The organism is Streptomyces violascens (assembly GCF_014649955.1).
Lineage (GTDB): Bacteria > Actinomycetota > Actinomycetes > Streptomycetales > Streptomycetaceae > Streptomyces > Streptomyces violascens.
Genome location: NZ_BMUA01000004.1, coordinates 478,569 through 504,805 on the forward strand (window position 1 = coordinate 478,569; position 26,237 = coordinate 504,805).

General features: G+C 73.3%; 22 protein-coding genes. 11 read left to right on the plus strand and 11 right to left on the minus strand.

Annotated features, from left to right (window positions below; genetic code table 11):
- Positions 1–69: 69 nt before the first annotated feature.
- From IE206_RS13230 to IE206_RS13240, 3 genes are read left to right on the plus strand one after another with little or no spacing between them, the layout of a single operon-like run.
- Positions 70–1,185, plus strand: a complete 1,116-nt coding sequence (locus tag IE206_RS13230) for a glycosyltransferase family 4 protein (protein WP_189962289.1) — start codon at positions 70–72, stop codon at positions 1,183–1,185.
- 14 nt (positions 1,186–1,199) lie between these two features.
- Positions 1,200–2,366: a glycosyltransferase gene (locus tag IE206_RS13235; protein WP_189962340.1), complete on the plus strand. Its 1,167-nt coding sequence runs from the start codon at positions 1,200–1,202 to the stop codon at positions 2,364–2,366.
- A 5-nt stretch (positions 2,367–2,371) separates the two neighbouring features.
- Positions 2,372–3,262: an SGNH/GDSL hydrolase family protein gene (locus tag IE206_RS13240; RefSeq protein ID WP_189962341.1), complete on the plus strand. Its 891-nt coding sequence runs from the start codon at positions 2,372–2,374 to the stop codon at positions 3,260–3,262.
- On the opposite strand, the gene IE206_RS13245 is transcribed toward IE206_RS13240, so the two are convergent.
- From IE206_RS13245 to IE206_RS13265, 5 genes are all read right to left on the minus strand, one after another.
- A complete protein-coding gene (locus IE206_RS13245; RefSeq protein ID WP_189962290.1) occupies positions 3,211–4,080 on the minus strand; it encodes a 5-oxoprolinase subunit C family protein in 870 nt (289 codons plus the stop codon). The genes IE206_RS13240 and IE206_RS13245 overlap by 52 nt on opposite strands.
- Positions 4,077–4,697, minus strand: coding sequence for a 5-oxoprolinase subunit PxpB (gene pxpB, locus IE206_RS13250; RefSeq protein WP_189962342.1), 621 nt, complete (start codon positions 4,695–4,697; stop codon positions 4,077–4,079). The genes IE206_RS13245 and pxpB overlap by 4 nt, the downstream gene beginning before the upstream one ends.
- A 5-nt stretch (positions 4,698–4,702) precedes the next feature.
- On the minus strand, positions 4,703–5,476 hold the full coding sequence (locus tag IE206_RS13255; protein ID WP_189962291.1) for a LamB/YcsF family protein: 774 nt from the start codon (positions 5,474–5,476) through the stop codon (positions 4,703–4,705).
- Positions 5,477–5,562: 86 nt separating this feature from the next.
- Positions 5,563–6,351 carry a putative hydro-lyase gene (locus IE206_RS13260; RefSeq protein WP_189962292.1) on the minus strand — a complete coding sequence of 263 codons (789 nt, stop codon included), beginning with the start codon at positions 6,349–6,351 and terminating at the stop codon, positions 5,563–5,565.
- Positions 6,348–7,637 (minus strand): MFS transporter, encoded by a 1,290-nt coding sequence (locus IE206_RS13265; RefSeq protein WP_189962293.1) that lies wholly within the window; start codon positions 7,635–7,637, stop codon positions 6,348–6,350. The genes IE206_RS13260 and IE206_RS13265 overlap by 4 nt, the downstream gene beginning before the upstream one ends.
- Positions 7,638–7,953: 316 nt before the next feature.
- Between IE206_RS13265 and IE206_RS13270 the strand changes: the two genes are divergently transcribed.
- From IE206_RS13270 to IE206_RS13285, 4 genes are all read left to right on the plus strand, one after another.
- Positions 7,954–8,661 carry a GntR family transcriptional regulator gene (locus IE206_RS13270; RefSeq protein WP_189962294.1) on the plus strand — a complete coding sequence of 236 codons (708 nt, stop codon included), beginning with the start codon at positions 7,954–7,956 and terminating at the stop codon, positions 8,659–8,661.
- A gap of 79 nt (positions 8,662–8,740) precedes the next feature.
- A complete protein-coding gene (locus IE206_RS13275) occupies positions 8,741–10,267 on the plus strand; it encodes a hypothetical protein (RefSeq protein WP_189962295.1) in 1,527 nt (508 codons plus the stop codon).
- Positions 10,268–10,556: 289 nt separating this feature from the next.
- A complete protein-coding gene (locus IE206_RS13280; RefSeq protein ID WP_226598728.1) occupies positions 10,557–11,543 on the plus strand; it encodes a hypothetical protein in 987 nt (328 codons plus the stop codon).
- A gap of 39 nt (positions 11,544–11,582) precedes the next feature.
- Complete coding sequence (locus IE206_RS13285) at positions 11,583–16,190, plus strand: coiled-coil domain-containing protein (RefSeq protein ID WP_189962296.1); 4,608 nt, start codon at positions 11,583–11,585, stop codon at positions 16,188–16,190.
- 64 nt (positions 16,191–16,254) lie between these two features.
- On the opposite strand, the gene IE206_RS13290 is transcribed toward IE206_RS13285, so the two are convergent.
- Positions 16,255–16,689, minus strand: coding sequence for a hypothetical protein (locus IE206_RS13290; RefSeq protein WP_373300913.1), 435 nt, complete (start codon positions 16,687–16,689; stop codon positions 16,255–16,257).
- A 323-nt stretch (positions 16,690–17,012) separates the two neighbouring features.
- Between IE206_RS13290 and IE206_RS13295 the strand changes: the two genes are divergently transcribed.
- The 4 genes from IE206_RS13295 to IE206_RS13310 are packed head-to-tail and all read left to right on the plus strand — an operon-like array spanning position 17,013 to position 21,358.
- Positions 17,013–19,865, plus strand: a complete 2,853-nt coding sequence (locus IE206_RS13295; protein WP_189962298.1) for a nitrate- and nitrite sensing domain-containing protein — start codon at positions 17,013–17,015, stop codon at positions 19,863–19,865.
- The gene (locus IE206_RS13300) at positions 19,862–20,305 is read left to right on the plus strand and encodes a roadblock/LC7 domain-containing protein (protein WP_189962299.1); all 444 of its coding nucleotides are present in this window, start codon (positions 19,862–19,864) and stop codon (positions 20,303–20,305) included. Before IE206_RS13295 ends, IE206_RS13300 begins: the two co-directional genes overlap by 4 nt.
- Before the next feature lie 29 nt (positions 20,306–20,334).
- A complete protein-coding gene (locus IE206_RS13305) occupies positions 20,335–20,772 on the plus strand; it encodes a DUF742 domain-containing protein (protein ID WP_189962300.1) in 438 nt (145 codons plus the stop codon).
- Positions 20,753–21,358 (plus strand): GTP-binding protein, encoded by a 606-nt coding sequence (locus IE206_RS13310; protein WP_053724432.1) that lies wholly within the window; start codon positions 20,753–20,755, stop codon positions 21,356–21,358. Before IE206_RS13305 ends, IE206_RS13310 begins: the two co-directional genes overlap by 20 nt.
- Before the next feature lie 71 nt (positions 21,359–21,429).
- Here IE206_RS13310 and glpK read toward each other — a convergent pair whose 3' ends face one another.
- The 5 genes from glpK to IE206_RS13335 form a co-directional block, all read right to left on the minus strand.
- Positions 21,430–22,941: a glycerol kinase GlpK gene (gene glpK, locus IE206_RS13315; protein ID WP_189962301.1), complete on the minus strand. Its 1,512-nt coding sequence runs from the start codon at positions 22,939–22,941 to the stop codon at positions 21,430–21,432.
- Positions 22,942–22,969: 28 nt separating this feature from the next.
- Entirely contained in the window at positions 22,970–23,695 is a 726-nt protein-coding gene (locus IE206_RS13320; RefSeq protein ID WP_189962302.1) for an MIP/aquaporin family protein, read from the minus strand.
- Positions 23,696–24,042: 347 nt separating this feature from the next.
- The gene (locus IE206_RS13325; protein ID WP_189962303.1) at positions 24,043–25,233 is read right to left on the minus strand and encodes a lipid-transfer protein; all 1,191 of its coding nucleotides are present in this window, start codon (positions 25,231–25,233) and stop codon (positions 24,043–24,045) included.
- Positions 25,233–25,658, minus strand: coding sequence for a Zn-ribbon domain-containing OB-fold protein (locus IE206_RS13330; RefSeq protein ID WP_189962343.1), 426 nt, complete (start codon positions 25,656–25,658; stop codon positions 25,233–25,235). The genes IE206_RS13325 and IE206_RS13330 overlap by 1 nt, the downstream gene beginning before the upstream one ends.
- 118 nt (positions 25,659–25,776) lie before the next feature.
- Positions 25,777–26,154 carry an Mpo1-like protein gene (locus IE206_RS13335; protein ID WP_189962304.1) on the minus strand — a complete coding sequence of 126 codons (378 nt, stop codon included), beginning with the start codon at positions 26,152–26,154 and terminating at the stop codon, positions 25,777–25,779.
- Positions 26,155–26,237: the final 83 nt, after the last annotated feature.

The window sequence follows — 26,237 nt, forward strand, 5'->3', positions numbered from 1 at the left end:
CATGGGACGTTCCCCGGGCGGAAAGATCCAAGTCGGCCGGGCCACTTCCGGCGCGACGACAACACGGGTATGCGTGTCGTCATCGTCACCGAATCCTTCCCGCCCGACGTCAACGGCGTGGCCCACTGCGCCCTGCAGACCGCCCGGCATCTCGCCGCACGCGGTCACCAACCGCTCGTCATAGCCCCGGCCACGGCCACGGGGGAGGGCTCTGACGCGCCGTGCCCCGTCATACGGGTGCCCTCGCTTCCGCTGCCCGGCTATCCAGAGGTCCGCCTCGCGCTGCCCAGCCGCCGGGTCGCCGCCGCGATCGCGGCCCACCGGGCCGACCTCGTCCACCTGGCGAGCCCCTTCGTCCTCGGTGTACGCGGCATGGCCGCCGCGGCCCGCCTGAACGTTCCCGCCGTCGCCGTCTACCAGACCGACCTGGCCGGGTACGCCCGCACCTACATGGGGACCGGCGAAGGCACCGCCTGGCGGCGCCTGCGAGCCGTCCACTCGGCCGCCGACCGCACCCTCGCGCCCTCCACCTCGGCCCTGCGCGACCTGGAGGAACACGGGGTGCGCCGGGTACGGCTCTGGCCGCGCGGCGTCGACACCGACCGCTTCCGGCCGGACAGGCGCGACACCGCCCTGCGCCGCGAACTCGCCCCGCACGGCGAACTGATCGTCGGCTACGTCGGCCGCCTCGCCCCCGAGAAGCAGGTGGAACTCCTCGCGGACGTCTGCGCCCTGGACGGCGTACGCGTCGTCGTCACAGGTGACGGGCCGAGCGGGCCCGCCCTGCGCGCCGCCCTGCCCGGCGCGGTCTTCCTCGGCCGCCGCACAGGGGACGAACTCGCCCGGATCCACGCCTCGTTGGACGTCTTCGCACACACCGGGCCCTACGAGACGTTCTGCCAGACCGTCCAGGAGGCCATGGCGAGCGGAGTGCCCGTGATCGCGCCCGCGGCGGGCGGCCCGCTCGATCTCGTACGCCACGGACGTACGGGCCTCCTGGTGCCGCCGAGGGATGCGGGGGCCGTTCGCGACGCCGTCCTGAAGCTCGCCGATCCGGGGTTGCGAGCCGCCTACGGGCGCGCCGGGCGGGAGGCGGTGCGCGGCCGCACCTGGGCCGCCGTCGGCGATCTGCTCCTGGACCACTACGCCGAGGTGCTCGGCGCACGCGCGGCGGTGGCGGCATGAGCGGCGGTGGCGGCATGGGCGGCCTCAGGATCGTGCGGCTCGCCAACTTCGTCACCCCCGCGTCCGGCGGCCTGCGCACCGCGCTGCGCGAGCTCGGCCGGGGCTATCTGGAGGCCGGGCACGAACCCGTGCTCGTCGTGCCGGGCGGCCGGACGGCGGACGAACTCACCGAGCAGGGGCGGGTGATCACCCTGCCGGGTGTCGTGCTGCCGGGCACCGGCGGCTACCGGGTGCTCGCCGACCGGCGCCGGGTCCGCCGGGTCCTCGAAGACCTGGCGCCCGACCGCATCGAGGTGTCCGACCGCACCACCCTGCGCTGGACCGGGGAGTGGGCGCGCCGGGCCAGGGTCCCCTCGGTGATGGTCTCGCACGAGACGGCCGACGGGGTCCTGCGCACCTGGGGCCTGCCCGAAGCGGTGGCAGGCGGCGCCGCCGACCGGCTCAACAGGCGTACGGGCTGGGCGTTCTCGCGGATCGTGTGCACCACGGAGTGGGCGGAGCGCGAGTTCGTACGGATCGGCGCGCGCAATGTGGTGCGGGCCCCGCTCGGTGTCGATCTCGCGCAGTGCAGGCCCGGGCGGCGCTCGACGGTGCTGCGGGCCCGGCACGCGCGCGGCGCCCGGGTGCTGCTCCTGATGTGCTCGCGGCTCTCCGTCGAGAAGCGGCCGGGCCTCGCCCTGGACGCGCTCGCGGCGCTGCGGCGTACGGGCGTGCGGGCGGCGCTCGTGGTCGCGGGGGACGGCCCCCTGGCGGGGAGCCTGGGGCGCCGGGCGGCCGCGGAACGGCTGCCCGTCGAGTTCCTCGGGCACGTCGCCGACCGCGAAACGCTGGCCGACCTTCAGGCCGCGGCCGACATCTGCCTGGCGCCGGGCCCCGCGGAAACGTTCGGTCTTTCAGCCCTTGAGGCGCTGGCCTGCGGGACCCCGGTCGTGTGCAGCGCGTCGTCGGCCCTGCCCGAGGTCATTGGCGATGCGGGGCTCGCGGCCGGAGGTACGGGTGTGGAATTCGCCGCCGCCGTGAAGGAGTTGCTGGCCAGGCCCGAACCGCGGCGCCGGGCGGACGCTCGGGCGCGGGCCGAACTGTTCGGCTGGGACGCCTCGGTGGCGGCCTTCCTCGCCGCGCACGACGCGCCGCCGGTGCGGTCCGGCACCGTCCGTGCGACGCCGGGGGTGATCGTGTGACCGCCATGGCCCTCGCCGGTGCGGCCCTCGAACTGCCCTTTCAGGGGCTGCGGTTCGCGGCACTGGGCGACTCGCTCACCGAAGGAGTCGGCGATCCGGTGTCCGGCGGCTGGCGCGGCTGGGCCGCGCTGCTCGCCGGTCACCAGCCGGACTGGGAGTTCCGCAATTTCGCCGCCAGCGGAGCCCTCACCCTGGACGTACTTGAGCAACAGGCGCCCAGGGCACTGGAGTTCGCGCCCCACCTCGCCTCGGTCGTCGTCGGCATCAACGACACACTGCGCCGCTCCTTCGACATTCACCGTGTCGCGGTGCGCCTGGACACGGTGTACGGCGGACTCACCGGGCAGGGATCGGCGCTGCTCACCGCCTGTCTGCCCGACCCGGGCGCCATGCTGGGGCTGCCGGGGCCGCTCTCCCGCCCGCTCGCCAGGAGACAGCGGGCCGTCAACGCCGTGGTGCACACCCTGTCCGCGCGGTATGGAGCGGTCCATCTGCACCTCGCCGAGCCCGCCTGGGTCGAGGACCGCGCCCTGTGGAGCGCGGACCGGCTGCATCCCGGCGAGCGAGGGCACCGGCTGATCGCGGCCCGCTGCCACGCGCTGCTCGCCGAGCGCGGCCTGGCACCGGGCGCACCACCCCCGGTCGAACCGGAACAGCCGCCGCCGAGTGCCGCCGCCTCGCTCTTCTGGCTGGCCACCTCGGGCACCGCCTGGCTGGCCCGCCGCTCCACCGACCTGCTGCCCCAGCTGCTCCGCCTGGCCGGCGAGGAACTGCGCCACACGGCGCGGCTCGATCTGCGTGCCGCCGAAGCCCTGACGGCCGCGCTGGCGGCCGTCTCGCCGGGTCAGGGCCGGCCCACCGGCGCGAACCTCAGCGGCGTACCGGGGGCGGCCTGAGCGGCGGCCGCCAGGTCCGGCTCGGGCACGACGCCGATCACCGGATAGCCGCCGGTCGTCGGGTGGTCGGCCAGGAAGACCACCGGCCGTCCGTCCGGCGGCACCTGGACCGCTCCCCACACCATTCCCTCGCTGGGGAGTTCACCCTCCACGGCACGCCGCAGCGCGGGCCCCTCGGTGCGCAGCCCGATGCGGTTGCTCGCCGAGGACACCCGGTAGTGGCCGGCGGCCAGAACGGCCGTGGCGTCCGCCGTGAACCAGTCCGCGCGCGGCCCCGGGCACATGCGCAGCACCAGCTCCCGCGGCACGCCGGGCGCGGGGGCCTCGTCCACGTGCGGGTACGCCGGGGCCGGGCTGCCCAGCGGCAGCGCGGCGCCGTCGCTGAGCAGCGGAGGGCCCAGGCCGGACAGGAGGTCGGTGGAGCGGCTGCCGAGCACCGGCTCGACGGTGATGCCGCCGGCGAACGCCAGGTAGGAGCGCACCCCGTGCGTCGCCGCACCCACCTCGACCACGGCTCCCGGCGGCACCCGCACCGGCGCGCCCCACGCCACCGGCCGGCCGTCCAGGGTGACCGCGCAGGGCGCGCCGGTCACCGCCACGGTGACCGCACAACGAGGGCGTACCGCACACCCGTTGAGGGTCGTTTCGAGCACGGCCGCCCCTATGGCGTTGCCTACCAGGCGGTTGGCAAGTCGGCTCGCGGGCAGATCGAGCGCGCCCGAACGCGGCACCCCGAGGTGCGCGTGGCCGTGTCTCCCTTCGTCCTGTACGGAGGTCAGCGCTCCGGCCCGTACGACGGACAGGGCCCGGTCGGTCATCGCGCCGCCCGGGGCACGAAGCGGACCCGGGTGCCCGGGGTGAGCAGGGCGGCGGGCTCGCGGTGCGGGTCCCACAGGGCGGCGTCCGTACTGCCGATCAGCTGCCAGCCGCCGGGGGAGGGGCGCGGATAGACACCGGTGTACGGGCCCGCGAGCGCCACCGAGCCCGCCGGGACCGAGGTGCGCGGGGTGTCCCGGCGCGGCACGGAGTACTCCTCGCCGAGGCCGGTGAGGTAGGCGAAGCCGGGCGCGAACCCGCAGAAGGCGACCCGGAATTCGGCCGCGGAGTGGATGCGTACCACCTCCTGCTCCGAGACCTCCCACAGGCCCGCGACGTCCGCGAGATCGGGGCCGTCGTAGCGCACGGAGATCTCCACCGTCTCCTGGGCGCCCGCCTCCAAAGGAGGGATGCGCCACGTCGTCAACTGGGCAGCCAGCGCCCGGGGATCGGCGATGCCGTCGAGCAGCACCGTGCGGGCCGCGGGCACGATCTCCCGTACCGGGGGGAGCGTTCCGGCGGCGCGCCGGCGCAGCAGCTCGGCATGCAGGGCCCCGGCCGCCTCGCCGTTCTCCAGCTCGACAAGGAGGGCGTGCTCCCCGACCGGCAGGGTGCGCAGGGGGCTCACGAGAACGCCGCCACCCGGACGCCCGCCGACTCAAGGGCTGAGCGCACCCGGCGGGCCAGGTCCACCGCGCCCGGCGTGTCGCCGTGCAGGCACAGTGAGCCCGCACCGACCGGGACCTGCTCGCCGGACTCGGCCACGACCGTGCCGTCCAGGGCCATCGCGACCGCTCGCGCCACCACGGCGTCCGGGTCGCTGACGACCGCGCCGTCCCGGCCGCGCGGCACCAGGGTGGCGTGCGCGGTGTAGGCGCGGTCCGCGAACGCCTCGGTGACGACGCCGAGCCCGGCCCGCTCGGCCGCCGCGAGCAGTCGCGAACCCGGAAGGCCGAGGACGGGGAGCGCCCCGCCCGCGAGGAGCACCCCCTCGACGACGGCGGCCGCCTGTTGCTCGTCGTGCACGACCCGGTTGTAGAGCGCGCCATGCGGCTTGACGTACGAGACCCGGCTGCCCGCGGCGCGCGCGAAGACCTCCAACGCGCCGATCTGGTAGGCGACTTCGGCCGTCAGCTCATCGGGCGGCACGTCCATGGAGCGGCGGCCGAAGCCCGCCAGGTCGCGGTAGGAGACCTGGGCGCCGATGCGTACGCCGCGCTCCGCCGCCAGGGCGCACACCCGCCGCATGATGGCCGGGTCGCCCGCGTGGAAGCCGCAGGCCACATTGGCGCTGGTGACGACGGACAGAAGGTGTTCGTCGTCGGTCAGGCGCCAGTGTCCGAAGCCCTCGCCGAGGTCGGCATTGAGGTCGATCGACGTCGTCGCGGACCGGGTCATGGGTGCGGGATCTCCTGTTCGGGGTGGTGCGTGGTCCTGTGGTGCAGTCTGCCCCGGGCTGGGCGGGGGCGCTCGGTCAGTGCGGGTCAGGGCCTCCGGTACCGGTCGTCGCGGACGTCGGTGAGGAACATCCGGCCCGGCGCGTGGGTGAGGGCGAACGGCGGCCGGGACGCCGTCACCGCCGCCTGCGGGGTGACCCCGCAGGCCCAGAACACCGGCACGTCGCCCGGCATGGCCTCCACCGGGTCCCCGAAGTCGGGCCGGGACAGGTCCGCGATGCCGAGCGATGCCGGATCGCCCGAGTGCACGGGCGCGCCGTGGACCGCGGGCATCGCCCGTGTCACCCGGCAGGCCGTGCCCACCAGGTGGGACGGGATCGGCCGCATCGACACCACCAGCGGGCCGCTGAGCCGCCCCGCGGGCCGGCAGGCCCGGTTCGTCACGTACATCGAGACGTTGCGGCCCTGCTCGATGTGGCGCAACGGCACGCCCTCCGCGGCCAGTTGGGATTCGAAGGTGAAGCTGCACCCGATGAGGAACGTCACCAGGTCGCCCCGCCAGAAGCTGGTGGCGTCGGCAGGCTCGGCGACGAGTTCGCCGTCCTCCCACACCCGGTAGCGGGGAACTTCCGAGCGGAGATCGGCATGGGGGGCGAGCCGCGTCCTGAAGGAGCCCGGTTCCGTCACGTCGAGGACCGGGCAGGGCTGCGGATTGCGCTCGCAGAACAGCCGTACGTCCTCGGCCCAGTCGGCCGGTACGGAGATCAGGTTCACCTGGGTGTGTCCGGGCGCCCAGCCCGCGGTCGGCACGTCCGTGCCCGAACGGAACAGGGCGCGGGCCTCGCTCGGGGACGTCAATGGCTTCACGGGGTTCACAGCAGCTCCTGGCCGCGCGTCTCGGGCAGTCCGAGCAGGGCCAGTACGGCGATGGCGTAGCCGACCGCGCCGAACACCAGGGCGCCGCCGACTCCCCAGCTGTCGGCGAGGTAGCCGACCAGGGTGGGGAAGAACGCGCCCACGGCACGGCCGGTGTTGTACGTGAAGCCCTGGCCGGTGCCGCGCACGGCCGTCGGGTACAGCTCGCTGAGGAACGAGCCGAAGCCGCTGAAGATCGCTGACATGCAGAAGCCGAGCGGGAAGCCGAGCACCAGAAGGAGGGTGTTCGCCCCGGCCGGAAGGTGTGTGTAGACCAGGATGCAGACGGCCGACAGGACCGCGAACAGGGCGATGGTCTTCTTCCGGCCGAGCCGGTCGGTGAGGTATCCGCCGGTCAGATAGCCGATGAAGGCGCCGGAGATCAGGAACGCCAGGTAGCCGCCGGTGCCGACGACCGTGAGGTGCCGGTCGCTCTTGAGGAAGGTGGGCACCCAGGTGGCGAGCGTGTAGTAGCCGCCCTGGACACCGGCCGAGAGCAGCACCGCGAACAGGGTGGTGCGCAGCAGCGGGCCCCGGAAGATGGCGGCGAAGGTGGCGCCGCCGCTCGTGGTGCGGGCCGTTGCGAGGCGCCGCTCGGTGGCCTGGGGCGCGTCGCTGACGTTGCGGCGTACGTAGACGAGCAGCACGGCCGGGAGCGCACCGGTCCAGAACACCACGCGCCAGGCGGTGTCGGCGTCCACGTACTGGAACACCAGCGTGTACACGACGACGGCGAGCGCCCAGCCCGCCGCCCACGCGCTCTGCACCGCTCCCAGGGTCCGCCCGCGGTGCTTGGCCGAGGCGTACTCGGCGACCAGGATCGCGCCGACCGCCCACTCGCCGCCGAAGCCGAGCCCCTGGAGGGCGCGGAACACCAGCAGCGTCTCGTAGTTGGGCGCGAACCCGCAGAGCACCGTGAAGACCGCGTAGGTGCCGACAGTGATCATCAGCGCCTTGACCCGGCCGATTCGGTCCGCGACCACCCCGGCGAACGCGCCGCCGACGGCCGACACCACTAGCGTCACGGTCGTGAGCAGCCCCGTCTGGCCGGTGTCGAGCCCGAAGTACGCCGAGATCGCGACCATGGTGAGCGGGAGCGTGAAGAAGTCGTACGAGTCGAGGGCATAGCCCCCGAAGGCGCCCCCGAAGGCGCGGCGGCCGGCGGGGCCGAGCGCGCGCAGCCATCCGAACGGGCCGTTGTCGTGCGGGTGTTGACCGTGCTGCGGCTGTGCCTTGGTCGTGCTCATGTGCACCTCGCAGGAGGGGACGAGAGGGCTGCTGAGACCGTGCGGGGCCGGGGTGAGGTCCGGTCGTGGTGGTTGCTTGGGTGCGCGTCCGGGGTGCGGTCCTGGAGGCGGTTCCCTTGTGCGGTGTCGGCGTGCGGTGACGGTATGTGCGTTGCCGGTGTGCGGTTTCCTCAAGGTAGGGGATTGTTGAACGATCCGACAAGAGTCTTGTCGAGACGTTCCTGTTTCCTCACGTGCTCACGTCCTCACGACCTCGCGATGCTTCTACGATGGGCGCACGCGTCGGCGGGAGCGGCCGGCGGGGAGAGAGGGCGCTGTGGCGACAACGGACTCCGGACTCGGCGGGCTTGCCGAGGACCGCGCGCTGCTGGGCCGCACCAGCACGGCGGAGCGGGTCGCGGACATCCTGCGCAGCCGGATCGCGGAAGGCTTCTTCCCTCCGGGGGAGCGCCTCGCGGAGGACGCCATCGGCAAGGCACTCGGAGTCTCGCGCAACACCCTGCGCGAGGCGTTCCGGCTGCTCACCCATGAGCGGCTCCTGGTCCATGAACTCAATCGCGGGGTCTTCGTCCGGGTGCTCGCCGTCGAGGACGTCGCCGACATCTACCGCACGAGGCGCCTGGTCGAATGCGCCGTCGTCCAGGGGCTCGGCGAGCCGCCCTACCGCCTCGAAGGGCTCGACGCGGCCGTCTCGGGCGGCGAACGCGCGGCCGAGCAGGGCGACTGGCAGGGCGTCTCCACCGCCAACATCCACTTCCACCGCGCACTCGTGGGCCTCGCGGGCAGCGCCCGCACCGACGAGCTGATGCGCGGCGTCCTGGCCGAACTCCGCCTGGCCTTCCACGTGGTGGACGACCCGCGCCGCCTCCACCAGCCCTACCTCGTACGCAACCGGGAGATCCTGGAGGCGCTGCGCGCGGGCGAGCGGACGCGGGCCATGTGGCTGCTCGCCGGCTACCTCGACGACTCGCGCGCCCAGCTCGTCGAGGCGTACGGGAAACTGGTCGCGGACGCCCTCGCCTAGCCGCGGCCGGGGGCCGTGGGCAGCGGGCTGATCTGCGCCGTTTCGACCGTTGTCAGTGCGAGGACCTAATCTGTCCACCGTGACTTCGCCTGCCTCGACGGAACCCGTTCCGCCCCAGCTCAGCGCGGCGGCGCGCCCCGCACCGGGCCCGGCCGCCGACGAGGGGCTCGCGCGGCGGCTGCGCGCGCTGGCGTGCACCGCGCCGCTGCACGACCTCGACGTGCGCAAGGCCAACCTCGCGGGCGAGTACTCGGTGTACGCGATGGCCGAGGTGGCGCTCGCCTCCATCGACCTCGTCACGCTGAACATGGACTTCGACACGGGCGCCGACCACGAGCAGATCGTGGCCCGGCTCATCCCGCGCGTCGCCGCCCAGGCACCGGCCCGGCCCGCCTCCGAGCACGAGCGGGTGGCCCGTTGGGTCCTGGAGAACCTGATCAACGTGGGCAGCGTGGACCGGGGCTTCCGCGCGGTGTACGGCACGTTCAACCCGGACGGGGTCTACGTCCGCCGGGACTACGACTTCAAGCTCCTCGAAGAGGTCCCGGGGTACGGGGGCGCGGTCTATCTGCGCACCACCGACGAGGCCGTCAACGTCCTGGTCGGCGCCCTCGACACCGACGTCACCAGCGCCCAGATCGCGGCCGAGGTCAAGCTGGAGGTCCTGATCAGCCGCGGCCGCCTGGCCGACGCCCAGCTCGCCGCCGAACAGGCCCGCTACCGCACGGTGCAGTACGCGGAGACGCTGCGGCGCACCCTGGAGGCCACGCGGCGCAACGTGCGCGCGGTCGACTGGCTCAACGCGGTGCCGGACATGATCGCCGAGGCCCTCGACCACGTCGCCGACCGCTACCGGCACGAGAACGCGATCCTCACCAACATCCGCAAGGCCCGCGACGAGGCGGAGGACCCCGAGCACAAGCGCCGCGCCGCCGAGCTCGTCGACATCGTCAAGGACTGCATCCGCCGCCACACCCAGCTCCAGTCCCGCCTCCTGGAGGCGGGCCCGCTGTTCCGTGCCGAACAGGACCGCCAGGCCTTCGCCCGCCCGGCCGCCCGCGCCGGCCTCGACCTGTACGGCCAGCTGGTCGCCCCGCTGCTGCCGCTCCCGGTGGCCGACGCGATCCGGGTCACCGACGCCTTCTTCGCGCGCGGGACCGGTCTGCGCACACCGGTGTCCGTACGGGTCGGCGACCTCGTGGACATACTGCTCACGCCGCCCATGGAGCGCGAGCACCTCGGCGCTGAGATGCCCGAGCCGGACCTCGTCGCCACCCCCGACGACAGCCGGTTCAGCGAGGAGCAGCTCGCCGCCGCCATGGAACTGCTCGACCTGGAGCACGACGCCCCGCGCCGCCTCTCGGGCCTGCTGGCCGAGGCCCGCCGCCTCGACCCCGAACTGCCGTACCTGGTGGCCCTGTTGGCAGTCCACGCGGCGAGCCCGCCGGTGGGCACGGCATACCGCCAGGGCGAAGAACGCCTCCTGTTCGCCGTGGACGACGGCACCCAGCTGGACGACCCGGAGTTCGGCGGGGCGGACCTGATCGTGGGCACGGCGCTGCTGGACGCGGCGGGGATGGCGGCGGGCCGGACGGAGGCGGCGTGACATGTCAGCCCCGGGCCACCCCCGGCCCCGGGGCTCTGCCCCGGACCTCGTTCGCGCCTGAAGGGCGCTCGTTCTCAGTCGCCGGACGGGCCGGGAACGGCGCTCGGCCCGTACTTCCAGCCTCTCCGGCTTTTGAGGAGCGGGGTCCGGGGCGGGGCCCCAGGACCACCGGCCCGCACCTGGTCATCCACCCCCGGAGGGTCTCGGGCAGGTGCGGGGCGGGGTGGAAGCCCGCCGCAGCCGCCCACCCCGCCGCACCCGGCAACGTACGCACCAAGGAGACAACCCCGTGACCGACCACCACCCCGAGCCCGCGTTCGGCGACGCCGCCGAGGCCCCGGCGCCCGCCGCGACCGGCACGGGCGGCGAACCCCGGGCCACTGCCCCTGCACCCGGTACTGGTGGCGAGCCGCGGGCCACTCCCACCGCATCCGGCACCGGGGGTGAGCCCAGGGTCACCCCCGCCGATGCCGCCGACGCCGCGCGGCTCGTCGCCTTCGGCCTGCAGCCCAAGCTGCTCCCGGCCAGGGACGCCGAGTACAGCGAGCTGCTGCGCAGGCACCGCGAGGACCCCGCGTTCGCCCGGCTCGCGGACGCCGTCGCGGCCGGCCTCGGCCTGATCGTCCTGGAGGTGTCGCCCCGCGCCGGCATGGCCGTGACGGCCGCCGAGGACTCGGTATTCGCCGTCCGCATGGGCGACTACGCGCGCCGCGCCGCCGCCCCCGACTCGGCCGACCGCTTCCTGCACGGCCTGGCCCATCTCGCCGTGGCCGCCATGGCGTTCCCCCGGCCCGAGGACCTCGCCGACGACGGCTACATCGGGCGGATCACCGTCAACGGAGTGGACGCCTTCGTGCGGCAGGCCTGCCGCCGCCTGGAGGAGCGGGCCGAGGAGGCCGGCGAGAACACCGACCCCGAGAGCGGCGCCCCGGGCCTGGAGGCCGCCTGGCGGATCTACGCGCGGCGCAGCTCCACCGGCGCCACCAAGGATGCGCGCCGGCTCGCCGGTTCGACCACCGGCATCGTCGCCAAGGCCGTCGCCTTCCTCACCGAATCCGGCTTCCTCCAGCGCACCGGCGACGACGCGGGCGGCGCCTACCGCACCACCGCCCGCTACCAGTTGCAGGTCCGCGACATGGCGGGCAGCGCCGCCCTGTCCGAGCTGATCGAGCTCGGCGTGGTCGCGGTCACCGACGGCGGCGCCACCCTGCTCCCGCCGACCGACGCCGACGACCTGGAACTGGTGGCCGACGCCGGGCTTCCGTTCCACTCCTGACCCCGCCTCCCACCCCCACCACCACGAGAGTCCGCCGACATGTACGAGCTGTCCCGGGTCCGCCTCTACTCCATCGGGCCTGCCGGTGCGCGCTATGCCGACACCGTGCTTGACCTGCGGGGAGTCGGCGCCCCCGTGCCCCACCCGGCCCCCGCGCAGGCCGAGTTCTTCGAGGACGAGCCGGTCGGCCCGCCGCGCCGCCCGGCGCCCGCGGGCGTGCTCTTCCTGGAGAACGGCGGAGGCAAGTCCGTACTGCTCAAGCTGATCTTCTCGGTGATGCTGCCCGGCCACCGCAACACGCTGGGCGGCGCGAGCTCCGGCGTGCTGCGCAAGTTCCTGCTCGCCGACGACTGCGGGCACGTCGCCCTGGAGTGGCAGCACACCCTCACCGGCGAGCTCGTCGTGGTGGGCAAGGTCAGCGAATGGCGCGGCCGCCAGGTCTCCAACGACCCGCGCAAGTTCGCCGAGGCCTGGTACTCGTTCCGGCCGGGCCCGGGGCTCAGCCTGGACTCGCTGCCGGTCGCCGAGTCCAGTGCGATGCGGCGTTCCGCTGAAGGCGCCTCGGGAGCCCAGGGCCGCCGCCGCACCATGAAGGGCTTCCGCGACGCCATCACCGAGGCGACCAAGGCGTACCCGCACCTGGAGGTGTACTGGGAGGAGATCCACGACCGCTGGAACGAACACCTCGGCGACCTGGGTCTGGACCCCGAACTCTTCCGCTACCAGCGGGAGATGAACGCCGACGAGGGCGAGGCCGCGGGCCTGTTCGCGGTCAAGAAGGACTCCGACTTCACCGACCTGCTCCTTCGCGCCGTCACCGACACCCGCGACACCGACGGCCTCGCCGACCTGGTCAGCGGCTTCGGTAACAAGCTGGGCCGCCGCGCCGAACTCACCGCCGAACGCGACTTCACCGCGGGCTCGGTGGACCTCCTGAACCGGATCGTCGAAGCCGCCGAGACGCGCGCGCGGGCCCGCGACATCCACGCCGGCGCCGAGCGCCGCACCCGCACCCTCGCCCGCCGCCTCTCCGCCCGCGCCGCCGCCGAGCGCGGCCGCGCCACCGACCTCGCCCAGCAGGTCACCGCCGCCGCCCACCACGTCACCCTCGCCGAGCAGGCGCGCGGCCGCAGCTCCCTGATCGCCTCCGAACTCGCCTACCGGCACGCCTCGTTGGCGCTCGCCGTCGCCGAGAAGGCGGCCACCGCGCAGCGCCGCGAACTGGCCGACGCCCGCACCCTGCACTCCGCCTGGCAGGCCGCCGAGGCGGTCCTGCGCCACCGCGCCGCCGCCGACCGCTCGGCCCGCGTCGCCGCCGCCATCCAGGAAGCCGAACGGGACGCGGCCCCCGCCCTCGCCGCCCGCGCCAAGGCCGCCGCCGATCTCGTACGGGCCCTGCACGCGGCCGCCGAGGACGGCGAGCGCGTCGCGGCCGAGGAGGAAGAGCGCTCCGCCGGCCTCCAGGAAGCGGGCGAGGCCGCCCACCGCGATGCCACCGCCGCCGCGACCGAGGCCCAGCGCGCCCGCAGCGAGGCCGGGCACCTGCGCCAGCGCCTGGCGGAGGTCGAGCAGGAGACCGCCGAGGCCGTACGCGCCGGATGGCTCGACGACAGCGCGCCCGACGCCGACCCGGCCCGCGCCGCGCTCGCCGCCAGCGACGCCGAGAAGACCGCGGTGGCCGGCTGGGACGCGGCCCGCGAAGCCGCCCGCGCCGCAGCCGACCGGGCCCGCGAGGCCGCCTCCGTCGAGGCCCGCGCCGAACTGGCCGCGGCCCGCGCCGAGGACGCGGCCCGCGCCGCCGAGAACGCCTACGAAGCCGAGCGCCGGGCCGCCGAATCGCTCGCCGCCGAAGAACGCCTGGCCGAACTGCTCAGCCTGCCCGCATCCGCCGGCGGCGTGCCCGAGCCCCGCAGGCACGACGGCGATGACGCTCAAAGCCCGCTCGGCGCCGAGGAGTTGGACCGCAGCGCGGACGACCTGCGCGCCCTCCTCGACCAGAACATCGCCTCCGCCGAGCGCCAGCTCTTCGAACTGCGCACCGCCGCCGCCGACGACGCGCGCATCCTCGGCGCGCTCGGCGACGGGGGGCTGCTTCCGCCCAGCCCCGACGTGCTCGCCACCGTCGAATACCTCGGCGAGCACGGCATCCCCGCGCTGCCCGGCTGGCGCTACCTGGCCCAGGCCGTGGCCCCCGCCGACCACGCCGCCGTGCTCGCGGCCCGCCCCGAGCTCGTCGACGGCGTGGTGATCACCGACCCCGCCTCGCACGCCCGGGCCCGCGAGGCCCTCGCGAGCGCCGCGCTGCTGCCGCGCTCCGCGGTGGCCGTCGGCACAACTGCCGCACTGCTCGCGCCCGTTCCGGCCGCGGACTCGGGCGGCGACAGCGGAATCTTCCTCGTGCCGCCGAACCCGGCCATGCACGACGAGGGCGCCGCCGACGAGGAGCGCCAGACGCTGCGCGCCCGCGCCACCGCCCGGGACGAGGAGATCCGTACGCTGGCCGCCCGGCTCACCGGCGACCGCTCGCTCGCCGCCCGCATCGGATCCTGGCGCGCCGACTGCCCGCCCGGCATGCTCGCCGAGCTCGCCACCGCCGCCCACGGCGCCCGCGAGGCCGCCAAGGAGGCGGCACAGGAACTGACCGAGGCCCGCACCGTACGGGCCGAGGCGGACGAGGCGGCCGCCGACACCGCGCAGGTACGCGACGAACGGCAGGAGGCCGCCCAGCGTGCCCGGCGCGCCGCCGACGCGCTCGCCGGACTCGCCTACCGGCTGCGCGAGCGGGCCGGCTGGCAGGTCAAGCTCCGCGAACTCGCCGACGACGCCGCCGAGTCGGAGGCCCGCGCCCAGACGTTCCTGGAGCGCGCCAAGGCCGCCGACGAGGACCGCCGTGCCGCCCAGCGCGCCGCCGACGACGCCCACCGCACCTCCCGTGCGCTGCGCGCCGAGCGCGCCGAGATCGCGGGCGCCCCCGAAACCCTGCCGGAGCCCGACGAGGACGCCCCGCGCGCAGCCCTGCCGGCCCTGCGCGAGGCCTACCGCGCCGCGTCCCAGTTGTACGAGAAGGTCGGCGTCGGCGCCGACCTGCGCGCCGAGCAGGCCCGCGCCGAGAGCGACGAAAGCGCCGCCCTCGCCGAACTCGACCGACTCACCAACAAGGTGCGCACCCGCGCCGCCACCCTCCTCGAAGGCACCGACGGCGCCGACGGCCCCTCCCGCCAGGCGGCCGCCGCCCGCGCCGAGTCGCTCGTGCAGATGCTGGAGACCCGGGCATCCGCGGCGAGCGAGCAGCTCGGCCGGCTGCGCGGCGAGGCCGAACGCCTGGCACCCGCCGACGGCGAGACGCACACCGAGCTCCCCGAGGACCAGGTGCCCGCCGACGCCGAGCAGGCCCAGGCCCTGCTGCGTACCGCGACCACCGAACTCGCCGCGCGCACCGACGAGTTGGACACCTCCCGCGCCGCCCACGCCGAACTGCTCACCGCCCACCGCGCCGCCGAGGACGCGGCCGGCGGCTTCGACGAGACGGCCGCGCTCCTTCGCGACTTGCTGCGGGACAACAGCCAGGGCCCGGACGAGGACAGCGCTCCCGAGCCGTACCCGGGCAGCCTGGAGGAGGCCCGGCAGTCCGCCGCCGAGACGCGCCGCTCGCTGCGCGGCTGCTCCGGCGACCTCTCGGCCGCCGACTCCGCGGTCCGTGAGGCGTCCGACATCCTGGTGCGGCACGCCAACGCCACCCGCTACGAGCAGGTCCGCACCCCGGCCCGCCAGCAGATCCGCGAACTGCCCGCTGCCTCGCTGCCCGAGCACGCCGCCGCCTGGGCCGCCGCCTTCGAACCCCGGCTGCGCGTCCTGACCGATGAGCTGGAGCAGCTGGAGCGCAACCGCGACTCCATCGTCGACCGGCTGCGCGGCCTGGTGGAGTCCGCGCTCACCACGCTCCGCTCCGCCCAGCGCCTCTCTCAGCTCCCCGAAGGCCTCGGCGAATGGTCCGGGCAGGAGTTCCTGCGGATCCGCTTCGACGAGCCCGACCAGGCCACGCTCACCGAACGGCTCGGCGAGGTCATCGACGAGGCCACCCGCGCCGCCGTCAAGAAGAACTCCGACCTGCGCAGGGACGGCATGTCCCTGCTCCTTCGCGGAGTGCAGGCGGCCCTGGAGCCGCGCGGCATCTCCGTGGAGATCCTCAAGCCGGACGCGGTGCTGCGCGCCGAGCGCGTGCCCGTCGGTCAGATGGGCGACGTGTTCTCCGGTGGCCAGCTGCTCACCGCCGCGATCGCCCTGTACTGCACGATGGCGGCACTGCGCAGCAACGACCGTGGCCGCGACAAGCACCGGCACGCCGGGACGCTCTTCCTCGACAACCCGATCGGCCGCGCCAACGCGACGTACCTCCTGGAGCTCCAGCGGGCCGTGTCCGACGCGCTCGGTGTCCAACTCCTCTACACGACAGGCCTGTTCGACACGACCGCGCTCGCCGAGTTCCCCCTGGTGATCCGGCTGCGCAACGACGCGGACCTCAGGGCGGGCCTGAAGTACATCAGTGTCGAGGAGCACCTGCGGCCCGGCCTGCCCCAGCAGGACACCTCGGGCGAGACCGTGCACGGCGAGATCACCGCGACGCGCATGTTCAAGAAGCCCGCCTGACAGGGAAGTTGAGGCACACGGCGCGGCACACCAGGCCGGATGCCGTGGCGGGCGGGCGGGCGGCTCAGGCTCGGGACAACCGCTGTCCCGAGCCGTCCGCGGACCGTATTCGCGCCGCCCGCTCGGCCGTGCGGGCAGCCCGCCGGGCCCGGCGGCGCTCCTTGCGCAGCTTGCGCGCCGTGCTGCTGGGCATCGACACCACGCCGTTGCGCTGGTTCCACACCTGGCGGGTGACCCAGACGTCCAGCACCCCCCAGGTGGCGAGCACTGTGCTCCCGACGCTGCTGAGCACCATCGGGAAGGCGAGCCACGAACCGGCCAGCGTGCACAGGAAGGCGACCATCGCCTGTATCAAGGTCGCCGCGACGATGATGACCGCGCGCACCGCCGCGATGCGGACCGGGTCGGGCAGCCGCGGACGCACGGCAGGTTCCTCGACCCACAACGGCTGCTGCTCAACGCTCATGCCTTCATTCCTCCCCACCCGCGGGCCCCCGATGCCCCCGCAGACGCCCCCGCAACAGACACTCCCACACCAGACATCCCGTAACAGACCTCCCGCACAGACAGACGAACGGAACTCCCCGAAGATTCCCGGGATTTGCCCGGAACGCAGAATTCCAGCCATCTGCCATCGTGGTCGAAAAGCCGCCATGACGGGTGCCCCCGGCCACGGGGCGGGTCGTCATCTCCCGGAATACCAGGACAACTCATGATCACCGTTCGTGACGGCGGCCGAAAATCGTCCGGACGTGCCTTCGAGTTGTCTGTGTGTCAGTAGTAGGCTCACGCCGTTTGTTGACGGTTGATCTGGGGGAGGCCATGCGCTTTCGCGGGAAGTCCATCCGCAGGAAGATCGTGGCGTTGCTGCTCGTGCCGCTCATCTCCCTTACCGCGCTGTGGGGGTTCTCCACCTATCTCACCGGCCGGCAGGCCAACGAGCTGATGGACGTGGCGAACATCGTCAAGAAGGTCGGCTACCCCATCGAGGACACGGTCCGTGTCCTCCAGCAGGAGCGCCGCCAGACCCTCGTCTACCTCGCCGACGAACGCCCCTCCGAAGCCCTCGCCGCGCTGCGCAGCCGCCGCTCGGCCACCGACACCGCCATGGCCCAGATCCGGGCAGCAGCACAGGACTCGGACGTCCGCGGCGACCTCCAGCCCGTCGCCAAGGCCCGCCTCAAGTCCGTGCTCGACGGCTTCGACTCCACGGCCTCGCTGCGCCAGTCCATCGACCAGGGCAGCTTCGACCGGCAGCAGGCGCTGGAGTTCTACAACCGCCTCATCGACCCCTGCTACAGCTTTCTCATGAATCTCCACGCCCTGGAGAACGTGGAGATGGACAAGCAGGGCCGGGCCCTCGTCGGCATCACCCGGGCCCGCGAGATGCTGTCGCGCGAGGACGCCCTCGTCGCCTCGTCCCTCATCACGCCGAAGACGACGGCTCCCGAACTGCGCCGGATCTCCGACCTGGTGGCCAACCGGCAGCTGCTCTACGACACCAACCTGGAGATCCTGCCAGCCTCCGAACGCGACGTCTTCGAGCAGTACTGGCGCGGCCCCGACACCGAGGCCCTGCGCACCGCCGAAGCCGCCATCGTCGATGCCGGGCCCGCCAAGGACCCCCGGCACATCGACGCCGCCCGCTGGCAGCAGGCCGCAACCCCCGTCCTCGACCACCTCGCCCAGATGGGCACCGAGGCAGGCAACCGCTACCAGGACCGGGTCGAGCCGGTCGCCTTCAACGTACTGATCAAGGCGGGGCTCGCCGGGGTGCTCGGCTTCCTCGCCCTGCTGATCTCGCTGTTCATGTCGGTACGCATCGGCCGCGAGCTGATCCGCGACCTCACCCGCCTCCGCAAGGAGGCGCACGAGGTCTCCGGCGTGCGGCTGCCGAGCGTGATGCGCCGTCTCGCCGCCGGTGAACAGGTCGACGTCGAGACCGAGGCGCCGCGCCTCGACTACGAACGCGACGAGGTCGGCCAGGTCGGCCAGGCCCTCAACACCCTGCAGCGCGCCGCCGTCGAGGCCGCCGTCAAGCAGGCCGACATGCGCCGCGGCGTCTCCGAGGTGTTCGTCAACCTCGCACGACGCAACCAGGTGCTCCTGCATCGTCAGTTGACGCTCCTGGACACCATGGAGCGGCGCACCGAGGACACCGACGAGCTAGCCGATCTCTTCCGCCTCGACCACCTCACCACCCGCATGCGCCGGCACGCCGAAGGCCTGGTGATCCTGTCCGGCGCGGCCCCCTCCCGCCAGTGGCGCAAGCCCGTCCAGCTCATGGACGTCGTACGGGCCGCGGTCGCCGAGGTCGAGGACTACGAGCGCATCGAGGTGCGCAGGCTGCCCCGGCTCGGCGTCGGCGGCCCGGCCGTCGCCGACCTCACCCACCTCATCGCCGAACTCCTGGAGAACGCCACGGTGTTCTCGCCCCCGCACACCGCCGTCCAGGTGCACGGAGAGCGGGTCGCCAACGGCTTCACCCTGGAGATCCACGACCGAGGCCTCGGCATGGCTCCCGAGATGCTCCTCGACGCGAACCTGCGGCTCGCCGAGACCCCCGAGTTCGAGCTCTCCGACACCGACCGGCTCGGCCTGTTCGTGGTCAGCCGGCTCGCCCAGCGCCAGAACGTACGGGTCTCGCTCCAGCCGTCTCCGTACGGAGGCACCACCGCGGTCGTGTTCATCCCGGCGACTCTGCTCACCGACGCGCCCGACACCGAGGGCACCGGGTTCCGGCTCGACCGCAAGGCTGCCAAGGGCGACGGCAACAGAGTTCCGGACGCCCCGCGCCGCGCGCTCTCCCCGCTGCCCGTCGGCATTCCCGGCCAGTCGGTCCTGGACGGCCCGGTCGAACTGGAGCCCCCGCTCGACCCGTTGGGTCTGGAGGCGCCCTCCGTGCTCGAAGCGCCTGCGGGCCTCGACGAGATCGAGGCCTCACGCAGCGGGCTGCTGCGCTCCGCCCGCCGGGCCCCCGAGCCGGCCGACGACCGCCAGCAGCACCAGCAGGCCGCCGACGAGGGCGAGGAGCAGGGCCCCGTGCCGCTGCCGCGCCGCCATCGGGTGCCGACCCTGGTCAGTGACAACGGCCGCCGCGTGGACGGCCCCGGGCGCGGCCACCCGGCCCCCGAGCCGGACCCGGCTCCCGAGGGGGACCGCACGTTCGGCAACCGGCTGCCCGAGCGCCGTACGCCCCAGCCGCCGCGCTCCTCGACTCCCCAGCCCCCGCAGCACCTTCGGCCCGCGCCGCAGCCGTCAGGGCTGACGCCGGTGAAGCCCGCGGGCCTCTCCGAGCCGCCCGCGTCGGGGCCCGCCAACCCGGCCGACCTGCCGGGCGCGCCCAGCTCCGCACCGTCCTGGGGCAGCCTTCCCGGAGCACAGCGGCCCGAGGACGAGACCCCGCTCGGCGGGCTGCCCCGCCGGGTCCGCCAGGCCAGCCTGGCTCCCCAGCTCAAGGACGCACCCGACGGCCGGCACCCCGCGCCCGAGCCCGAGGACGGGCCCGAGCCGGAGCGCGACGCCGACGAGGTGCGCGACCGCATGGCCGCACTGCAGCGCGGCTGGCAGCGCGGCCGCCGCCAGAACGCCGCATCGGACACCGCGGAAGGACCGTCCGCACCTGCCCGAGGCGACACCGCACGACGAACCACACCGGAGGGGGACGGTCGATGACCGCGCCACAGGACTCAGCCGCAGCACGCAACGCAGGGAGCGGTTCCGGCGAACTCAACTGGCTTCTCGACGAGCTGGTCGACCGCGTCGGCTCCATCCGCAAGGCCCTGGTGCTCTCCAGCGACGGCCTCGCCACCGGAACCTCGCGCGGCCTCACCCGCGAGGACGGCGAGCACCTGGCCGCCGTGGCCTCCGGCTTCCACAGCCTCGCCAAGGGCGTCGGCCGCCACTTCGAGGCGGGCAAGGTCCGCCAGACCGTCGTCGAGCTCGACGACGCCTTCCTCTTCGTGACGGCCGCCGGCGACGGCAGCTGTCTGGCCGTGCTGTCCGACGCCGACTCCGACGTCGGCCAGGTCGCGTACGAGATGACACTGATGGTCAAGCGGGTCGGCGCCCATCTGACCACCGCACCACGGACCGGCCTGCACACCGGAGGGTGAGTGGGGAACGTCATGAGCGGGGGGACGCGATGAGTGACGCAGACCAGCGGGCCCAGGAGCAGTCGCAGAGCCACGCGGCGGCCCCCGGGCGGCCGCACCACTGGTTCGACGACGACGCGGGACCGGTGGTGCGTCCGTACGCCATGACGCGCGGCCGCACCACCAGCGCCGGCCAGCACCGTCTCGACCTGATCGCTGTGGTCGTCCCGGAACCCGCGGCCGACGACCCGGGCCGCGACCAGACGCTCTCACCCGAGCACGTGGAGATCGTCGAACGCTGCGGCGACTCCCCGCAGTCGATCGCCGAACTCGCGGCCGGACTCGACCTCCCCGTCGGGGTGGTGAGGGTCCTGGTCGGCGATCTCGTCGCCGACGCCCTGGTGCATGTAACCCGACCCGTTCCTCCGGCCGAGCTGCCGGACGAGTCCCTTCTCCGCGAGGTGATCAATGGCCTTCGGGCGCTCTAGCCGCAGGAAGCGGCACGTCGATCCGGTGACGCTCAAGATCCTCGTCGCCGGCGGCTTCGGCGTCGGCAAGACCACCCTGGTCGGCGCGGTGAGCGAGATCCGGCCACTGCGCACCGAGGAACGTCTCAGTGAGGCGGGCCGCCCGGTCGACGACCTCGCGGGTGTGGAGGGCAAGAGCACCACCACGGTGGCCATGGACTTCGGGCGCATCACGCTCCGCGAGGACCTGGTGCTGTACCTCTTCGGCACCCCGGGCCAGGACCGGTTCTGGTTCCTCTGGGACGAGCTGGCGCAGGGGGCGCTGGGCGCGGTCGTCCTCGCCGACACCCGCCGTCTGGAGGACTGCTTCGCCGGCATCGACTACTTCGAACGGCGTGGCATCCCGTTCACCGTCGCCGTCAACTGCTTCGACGACGCGGCCCGCTACCCGGTCGACACGGTGCGCGCGGCCCTCGACCTCGACCCCGAGGTGCCGCTCCTGATGTGCGACGCGCGGGTCCGCGAGTCCGTCAAGGAGATCCTCGTCGGCGTGGTCGAGCACGCCATGGCGATGTCCGCGAAGTCCCGCCAGCCCGCCACCACTTGAGGCCTCGCGCACGCGTGCAGCGCGGCCCGTACCCCCACCGACCGGGGTACGGGCCGCGCGTTCGTGGGAGCCTACTGGCCGCCCTCCTCGTGCCAGCCGAGGCTGCGCTCCACCGCCTTGCGCCAGTTGGCGTACTCGCGCTCGCGGACCTGGCCCTCCATACGCGGAGACCATTCCACATCGCGCTGCCAGTGCGCCTTGAGTTCGTCGAGGTCCGACCACACCCCGGTGGCGAGCCCGGCCGCGTACGCCGCCCCCAGACACGTCGTCTCGGACACCTTGGGGCGGATCACGGGGACCCCGAGCACATCCGCCTGATGCTGCATCAGAAGGTTGTTGGCGGTCATGCCGCCGTCCACCTTGAGCGTCGTGATCTGCACTCCAGAGTCCTGGTACATGGCGTCCACGACCTCGCGGGTCTGCCAGCTCGTCGCCTCCAGGACGGCGCGCGCGAGGTGCGCCTTCGTGACGTACCGGGTCAACCCCGTGATGACACCCCGCGCATCGGAGCGCCAGTAGGGCGCGAAGAGCCCGGAGAAGGCGGGCACGATGTAGGCCCCGCCGTTGTCGTCGACGCTCGCCGCGAGGGCTTCGATCTCGTCGGCGCTGCGGATGATGCCGAGCTGGTCGCGGAACCACTGCACCAGGGCTCCGGTGATGGCGATCGAGCCCTCCAGGCAGTAGACGGGCGCCTGTTCACCGATCTTGTAGCCGACGGTGGTGATCAGCCCGCTCTTCGAAGGGACCGGCCGGGCGCCGGTGTTGAGGAGCAGGAAGCTTCCCGTCCCGTACGTGTTCTTCGCGGTTCCCGTGTCGTAGCAGGCCTGTCCGAAAATCGCCGCTTGCTGGTCGCCGAGCGCAGAGGCGACGGGAACGCCCGCCACTTGGCCGATGGCGGTTCCGTAAACCTCCGCCGAGGACCGGATCTCCGGAAGTATCGCGCGGGGCACGTTCATCGCGGCGAGGATCTCGGGGTCCCATTGCAGGGTCTCCAGGTTCATCAGCATCGTGCGCGAGGCGTTGGTGACGTCCGTGACGTGCACTCCGCCCGACGTGCCGCCGGTCAGGTTCCAGATCAGCCAGGAGTCGATCGTCCCGAACGCGATCTCGCCGCGTTCGGCGCGCGTCCGCAGCCCCGGGACGTTGTCGAGCAGCCAGGCCGCCTTGGGTCCCGAGAAGTAGCTCGCGAGCGGCAGCCCGGTGGCCTCGCGGAACCGGTCCTGTCCGTCGGTGGCGCCCAGTTCGTGGCAGAGCGCGGAGGTCCGGGTGTCCTGCCAGACGATCGCGTTGTGCACGGGCTTGCCGGTCGCCCGGTCCCAGAGGACCGTCGTCTCGCGCTGATTGGTGATGCCGAGCGCGCTGAGCTGCTCGGCGCGCAGCCCGGCCCTGGCGAGCGCGCCCGCCACCACGGCCTGCACCTTGGACCAGATCTCGGTGGCGTCGTGCTCCACCCAGCCGGGCTTGGGGAAGATCTGCCGGTGCTCACGCTGGTCGACGGCGACGATCGCCCCGTCCTGGTTGAAGATGATGCAGCGGCTGGAGGTGGTCCCCTGGTCGATCGCGGCGACGAACCTGTCCGTCATGGCTACCCCTAGTTCTGAAGGCTGCGGGTCAGAAGGCTGCGTGGTGGATGAGGCCGCCCAGCGCCCCGCCGATCAGCGGCCCGACCACCGGGATCCAGGCGTAACTCCAGTCGGATGTGCCCTTGTTGGGGATCGGCAGCAGGGCGTGGACGATACGCGGGCCGAGGTCGCGTGCCGGGTTGATGGCGTACCCCGTCGGGCCGCCGAGCGAGAGCCCGATGCCGACCACGAGCAGCGCCACCACGAGCACCGTGACGCCGGACTCGCCGAGCCCCTTGGTGTTGCCGAAGGAGAGCACCGGCAGCACGAGCCCGATGGTCGCGATGATCTCGGTCACCAGATTGGCGACGGGGTTCCTGATTTCGGGAATCGTGGAGAAGATGCCGAGCGTCGCCAGCGCGTCGTCCTTGTCGGCGTTGGCCTGGAACTGCGCGAAGTAGGCGAGATAGGCGAGTACGGCGCCGAGCAGTGCGCCCGTCATCTCGCCGCACAGGTAGATCCACACCTTGTCCCAGCTGCCGGTGTCGATCGCGATGCCGATGGTGACGGCCGGGTTCAGCTGGCCGCCCGAGAGCGGCCCGGCCGTGTACGCCCCGGCCAGCACGCCGAAGCCCCAGCCGAAGGCGATGACGACCCAGCCGGCCGCTCTCGCCTTGGAGTGCTTGAGGGTGACGGCGGCACACACCCCGGCCCCGAACAGGACCAGGATCGATGTGCCGAGCACTTCACCGACGAATATGTCCCCGTTGCTCATCGCGGCTCCTTGGCCCTCGCCCGGGGTGTGCCCCGGTCTCCGTGCACGGTGCGCGTGTCCCCTGGCGGCAAGGCCGGCCGAGGGGCGAACCCGGACGCCGGCCGGCGTCGCGTCGAGCGTGCCCCTTCGGCGGAATTCACCCGTGGCGGCGGCGCCGGACAGCCACGCGCCTGCTGCGCGGCCGGGAGCCGGAATACGGCGTTGCCGAGAGACAACCGGAAGTTTTCACCGGCCGTGATGGGCCGTCAAGGTCGCCGACAGCATGGACTGTTGGCGTACGGAGCGGAGAATACGGGAGGGTACGTTCCGGATGCCCGATACATATCCGGGTGATCGGGCATGTCGGTTCAGTGCACCGCCACCACCGAGGAGCCGTGTCCGAAAAGGCCCTGATTCGCGGTGATTCCGACCCGGGCTCCAGCGACCTGCCGGGCTCCCGCCGTCCCCCTCAACTGCCAGGTGAGCTCGCATACCTGGGCGATGGCCTGGGCGGGCACAGCCTCCCCGAACGACGCCAATCCGCCACTCGCATTGACCGGGATCCGCCCCCCGAGCGCGGTCGCCCCGTCCCGCACGAGCTTGGCCCCTTCGCCTGTGCCGCACAGCCCGAGGTCCTCGTACCACTCCAGCTCAAGCGCGGTGGACAGGTCGTACACCTCGGCCAGCGACAGCTCCTCGGGCCCGATGCCCGCCTCCTCGTACGCGGCCCGTGCGATGGACGCCCGGAACGAGTGCGGGGAGGGTTCGACGGCGGCCGCCGAGTCCGTCGCGATGTCGGGCAGGTCGAGCACCGCCTTGGGGTAGGTGGGGGTGACCGTGGAGACCGCGCGGATGCGGACCGGGTCGGTGGCGCCGTGCCGACGGGCGAAGTCCATGCTGGTCAGGACCAGCGCCGCGGCGCCGTCCGAGGTGGCGCAGATGTCGAGCAGCCGCAGCGGGTCGGCGACGACGGCCGAGGCGGCGACCTCCTCGGCGCTCACGGCCTTGCGGTAGCGGGCGTTCGGATTGAGCGCTCCGGCCGCCGCGTTCTTCACCTTGACCTGCGCGAAGTCCTCGACGGTGTCGCCGTGCAGCGCCATGCGGCGGCGGGCGTACAGGCCGAAGTAGGCGGGGTTGGTCGCGCCGAGCACCCGGAAGCGCAGCCAGTCCGGGTCGTCGTGGCGGTCGCCCCCGGCCGGCGCGAAGAACCCCTTCGGCGCGGCATCGGCCCCCACCACGAGCACCGCGTCCGCCATCCCTGCCAGGATCTGCGCCCGCGCCGTGTTGATCGCCTGCGCACCGGAGGCGCAGGCCGCGTACACGCTGGTTACGCGCGCGCCCTGCCAGCCGAGCGCCTGCGCGAAGGTCGCCCCCGCCACATAGCCGGGGTAGCCGCCGCGCACGGTGTCCGCGCCGACCACGGAGCGCACGTCCGTCCAGTCGACCCCGGCATCGGCGAGCGCGGCCCGGGCCGCGACCGTCCCGTACTCGACGAAACTCCGTCCCCACTTGCCCCACGGGTGCATTCCCGCACCCAGGACCGCGATGTCGCCGCTCACTACGCCACCTCCACGGGCCGCCAGTGCCAGGTCGTCCAGGTGGTCACCGCATCCTCGTTGAGCATGCCGGGCGCCACCTCGACCTCCATTCCGACCGCCAGATCGGTGGTGCTCACCCCGGGCGCGGCCTGGCCGAGCACGACCATCCGCTCGGCCGCCAGCTCGACGGCGACCAGGACATAGGGCTCCCACTCCACATGGGGGTCGGACACATACGGTGCGGGCGGCCGGTAGCGGCCGTCGGTGTACGACCACACATGGCCCCGCCGGGAGAGTGGCACCTCCTCCAGCTCGCCGCCCTCGCACCCGGGATTGCGGCAGAAGGAGTCCTCGCGCGGAAAGAAGACGGAGGAGCAGGCGGCGCACCGGGTGCCGAGCAGCCGGAAATCCGGCTCCTCCGCGTCCGTGAACCATCCCGCGACCACAGGCGTGCGCGTGCGTGCGACTGTCAAGTCCCCTCCCGACATTCACTTCTGACGGAACGTCAGAAGTGTGCCACGGGCAACCGGAGTTGGGGAGGGGCGGTCGGGTCCTGCCCCGGGCTCAGCGGTTCTCGGCCAGCCACTTGGCGGCGATCTCGCCGAGCTCACGGTCGCGCCCGGCCAGCATCATCGAGATCATCTGCCGGTCCCCGCGCAGCGACCACCAGGGGTGCCCGAAGGTCGCCGGGTTGTTCCTCTCGATGAACCAGTGCGCGGGCCAGGCCGTTCCGTACCCGATGAGCGGCAGGGCGAGCGCGTACCGCTTCCGCCCGCGCGCGAGCCCGTAGGCGGTGATCGCGAGCCCGGTGAGGGTGCCCGTCAGATGCACCCAGCGGGTGGCGGCCCTGGAGTGCATCGCCACGTAGTAGGGCCAGAACTCCTCGTACGAATCGAACGTGGGCTTCGGCGCGTCGGACGTGGGCTTCGTCGTGTTCGTCATGCGGCAGAACCTAATCGCTCTTCGGAGAACCGGATACGGCTGCTTCGCGTCCGAGAAGACAGAGCGGGCGCCCGGGACCCACG

What these genes read in the sequence shown, in the direction of transcription:
- IE206_RS13230 (WP_189962289.1), top strand. Translation starts at nt 70, where the DNA reads ATGCGTGTCGTCATCGTCACCGAATCCTTCCCGCCCGACGTCAACGGC.
- IE206_RS13235 (WP_189962340.1), top strand. Translation starts at nt 1,200, where the DNA reads ATGGGCGGCCTCAGGATCGTGCGGCTCGCCAACTTCGTCACCCCCGCG.
- IE206_RS13240 (WP_189962341.1), top strand. Translation starts at nt 2,372, where the DNA reads ATGGCCCTCGCCGGTGCGGCCCTCGAACTGCCCTTTCAGGGGCTGCGG.
- IE206_RS13245 (WP_189962290.1), bottom strand. Translation starts at nt 4,080, where the DNA reads ATGACCGACCGGGCCCTGTCCGTCGTACGGGCCGGAGCGCTGACCTCC.
- IE206_RS13255 (WP_189962291.1), bottom strand. Translation starts at nt 5,476, where the DNA reads ATGACCCGGTCCGCGACGACGTCGATCGACCTCAATGCCGACCTCGGC.
- IE206_RS13265 (WP_189962293.1), bottom strand. Translation starts at nt 7,637, where the DNA reads ATGAGCACGACCAAGGCACAGCCGCAGCACGGTCAACACCCGCACGAC.
- IE206_RS13285 (WP_189962296.1), top strand. Translation starts at nt 11,583, where the DNA reads ATGTACGAGCTGTCCCGGGTCCGCCTCTACTCCATCGGGCCTGCCGGT.
- IE206_RS13295 (WP_189962298.1), top strand. Translation starts at nt 17,013, where the DNA reads ATGCGCTTTCGCGGGAAGTCCATCCGCAGGAAGATCGTGGCGTTGCTG.
- IE206_RS13300 (WP_189962299.1), top strand. Translation starts at nt 19,862, where the DNA reads ATGACCGCGCCACAGGACTCAGCCGCAGCACGCAACGCAGGGAGCGGT.
- IE206_RS13305 (WP_189962300.1), top strand. Translation starts at nt 20,335, where the DNA reads ATGAGTGACGCAGACCAGCGGGCCCAGGAGCAGTCGCAGAGCCACGCG.
- IE206_RS13310 (WP_053724432.1), top strand. Translation starts at nt 20,753, where the DNA reads ATGGCCTTCGGGCGCTCTAGCCGCAGGAAGCGGCACGTCGATCCGGTG.
- glpK (WP_189962301.1), bottom strand. Translation starts at nt 22,941, where the DNA reads ATGACGGACAGGTTCGTCGCCGCGATCGACCAGGGGACCACCTCCAGC.
- IE206_RS13320 (WP_189962302.1), bottom strand. Translation starts at nt 23,695, where the DNA reads ATGAGCAACGGGGACATATTCGTCGGTGAAGTGCTCGGCACATCGATC.
- IE206_RS13335 (WP_189962304.1), bottom strand. Translation starts at nt 26,154, where the DNA reads ATGACGAACACGACGAAGCCCACGTCCGACGCGCCGAAGCCCACGTTC.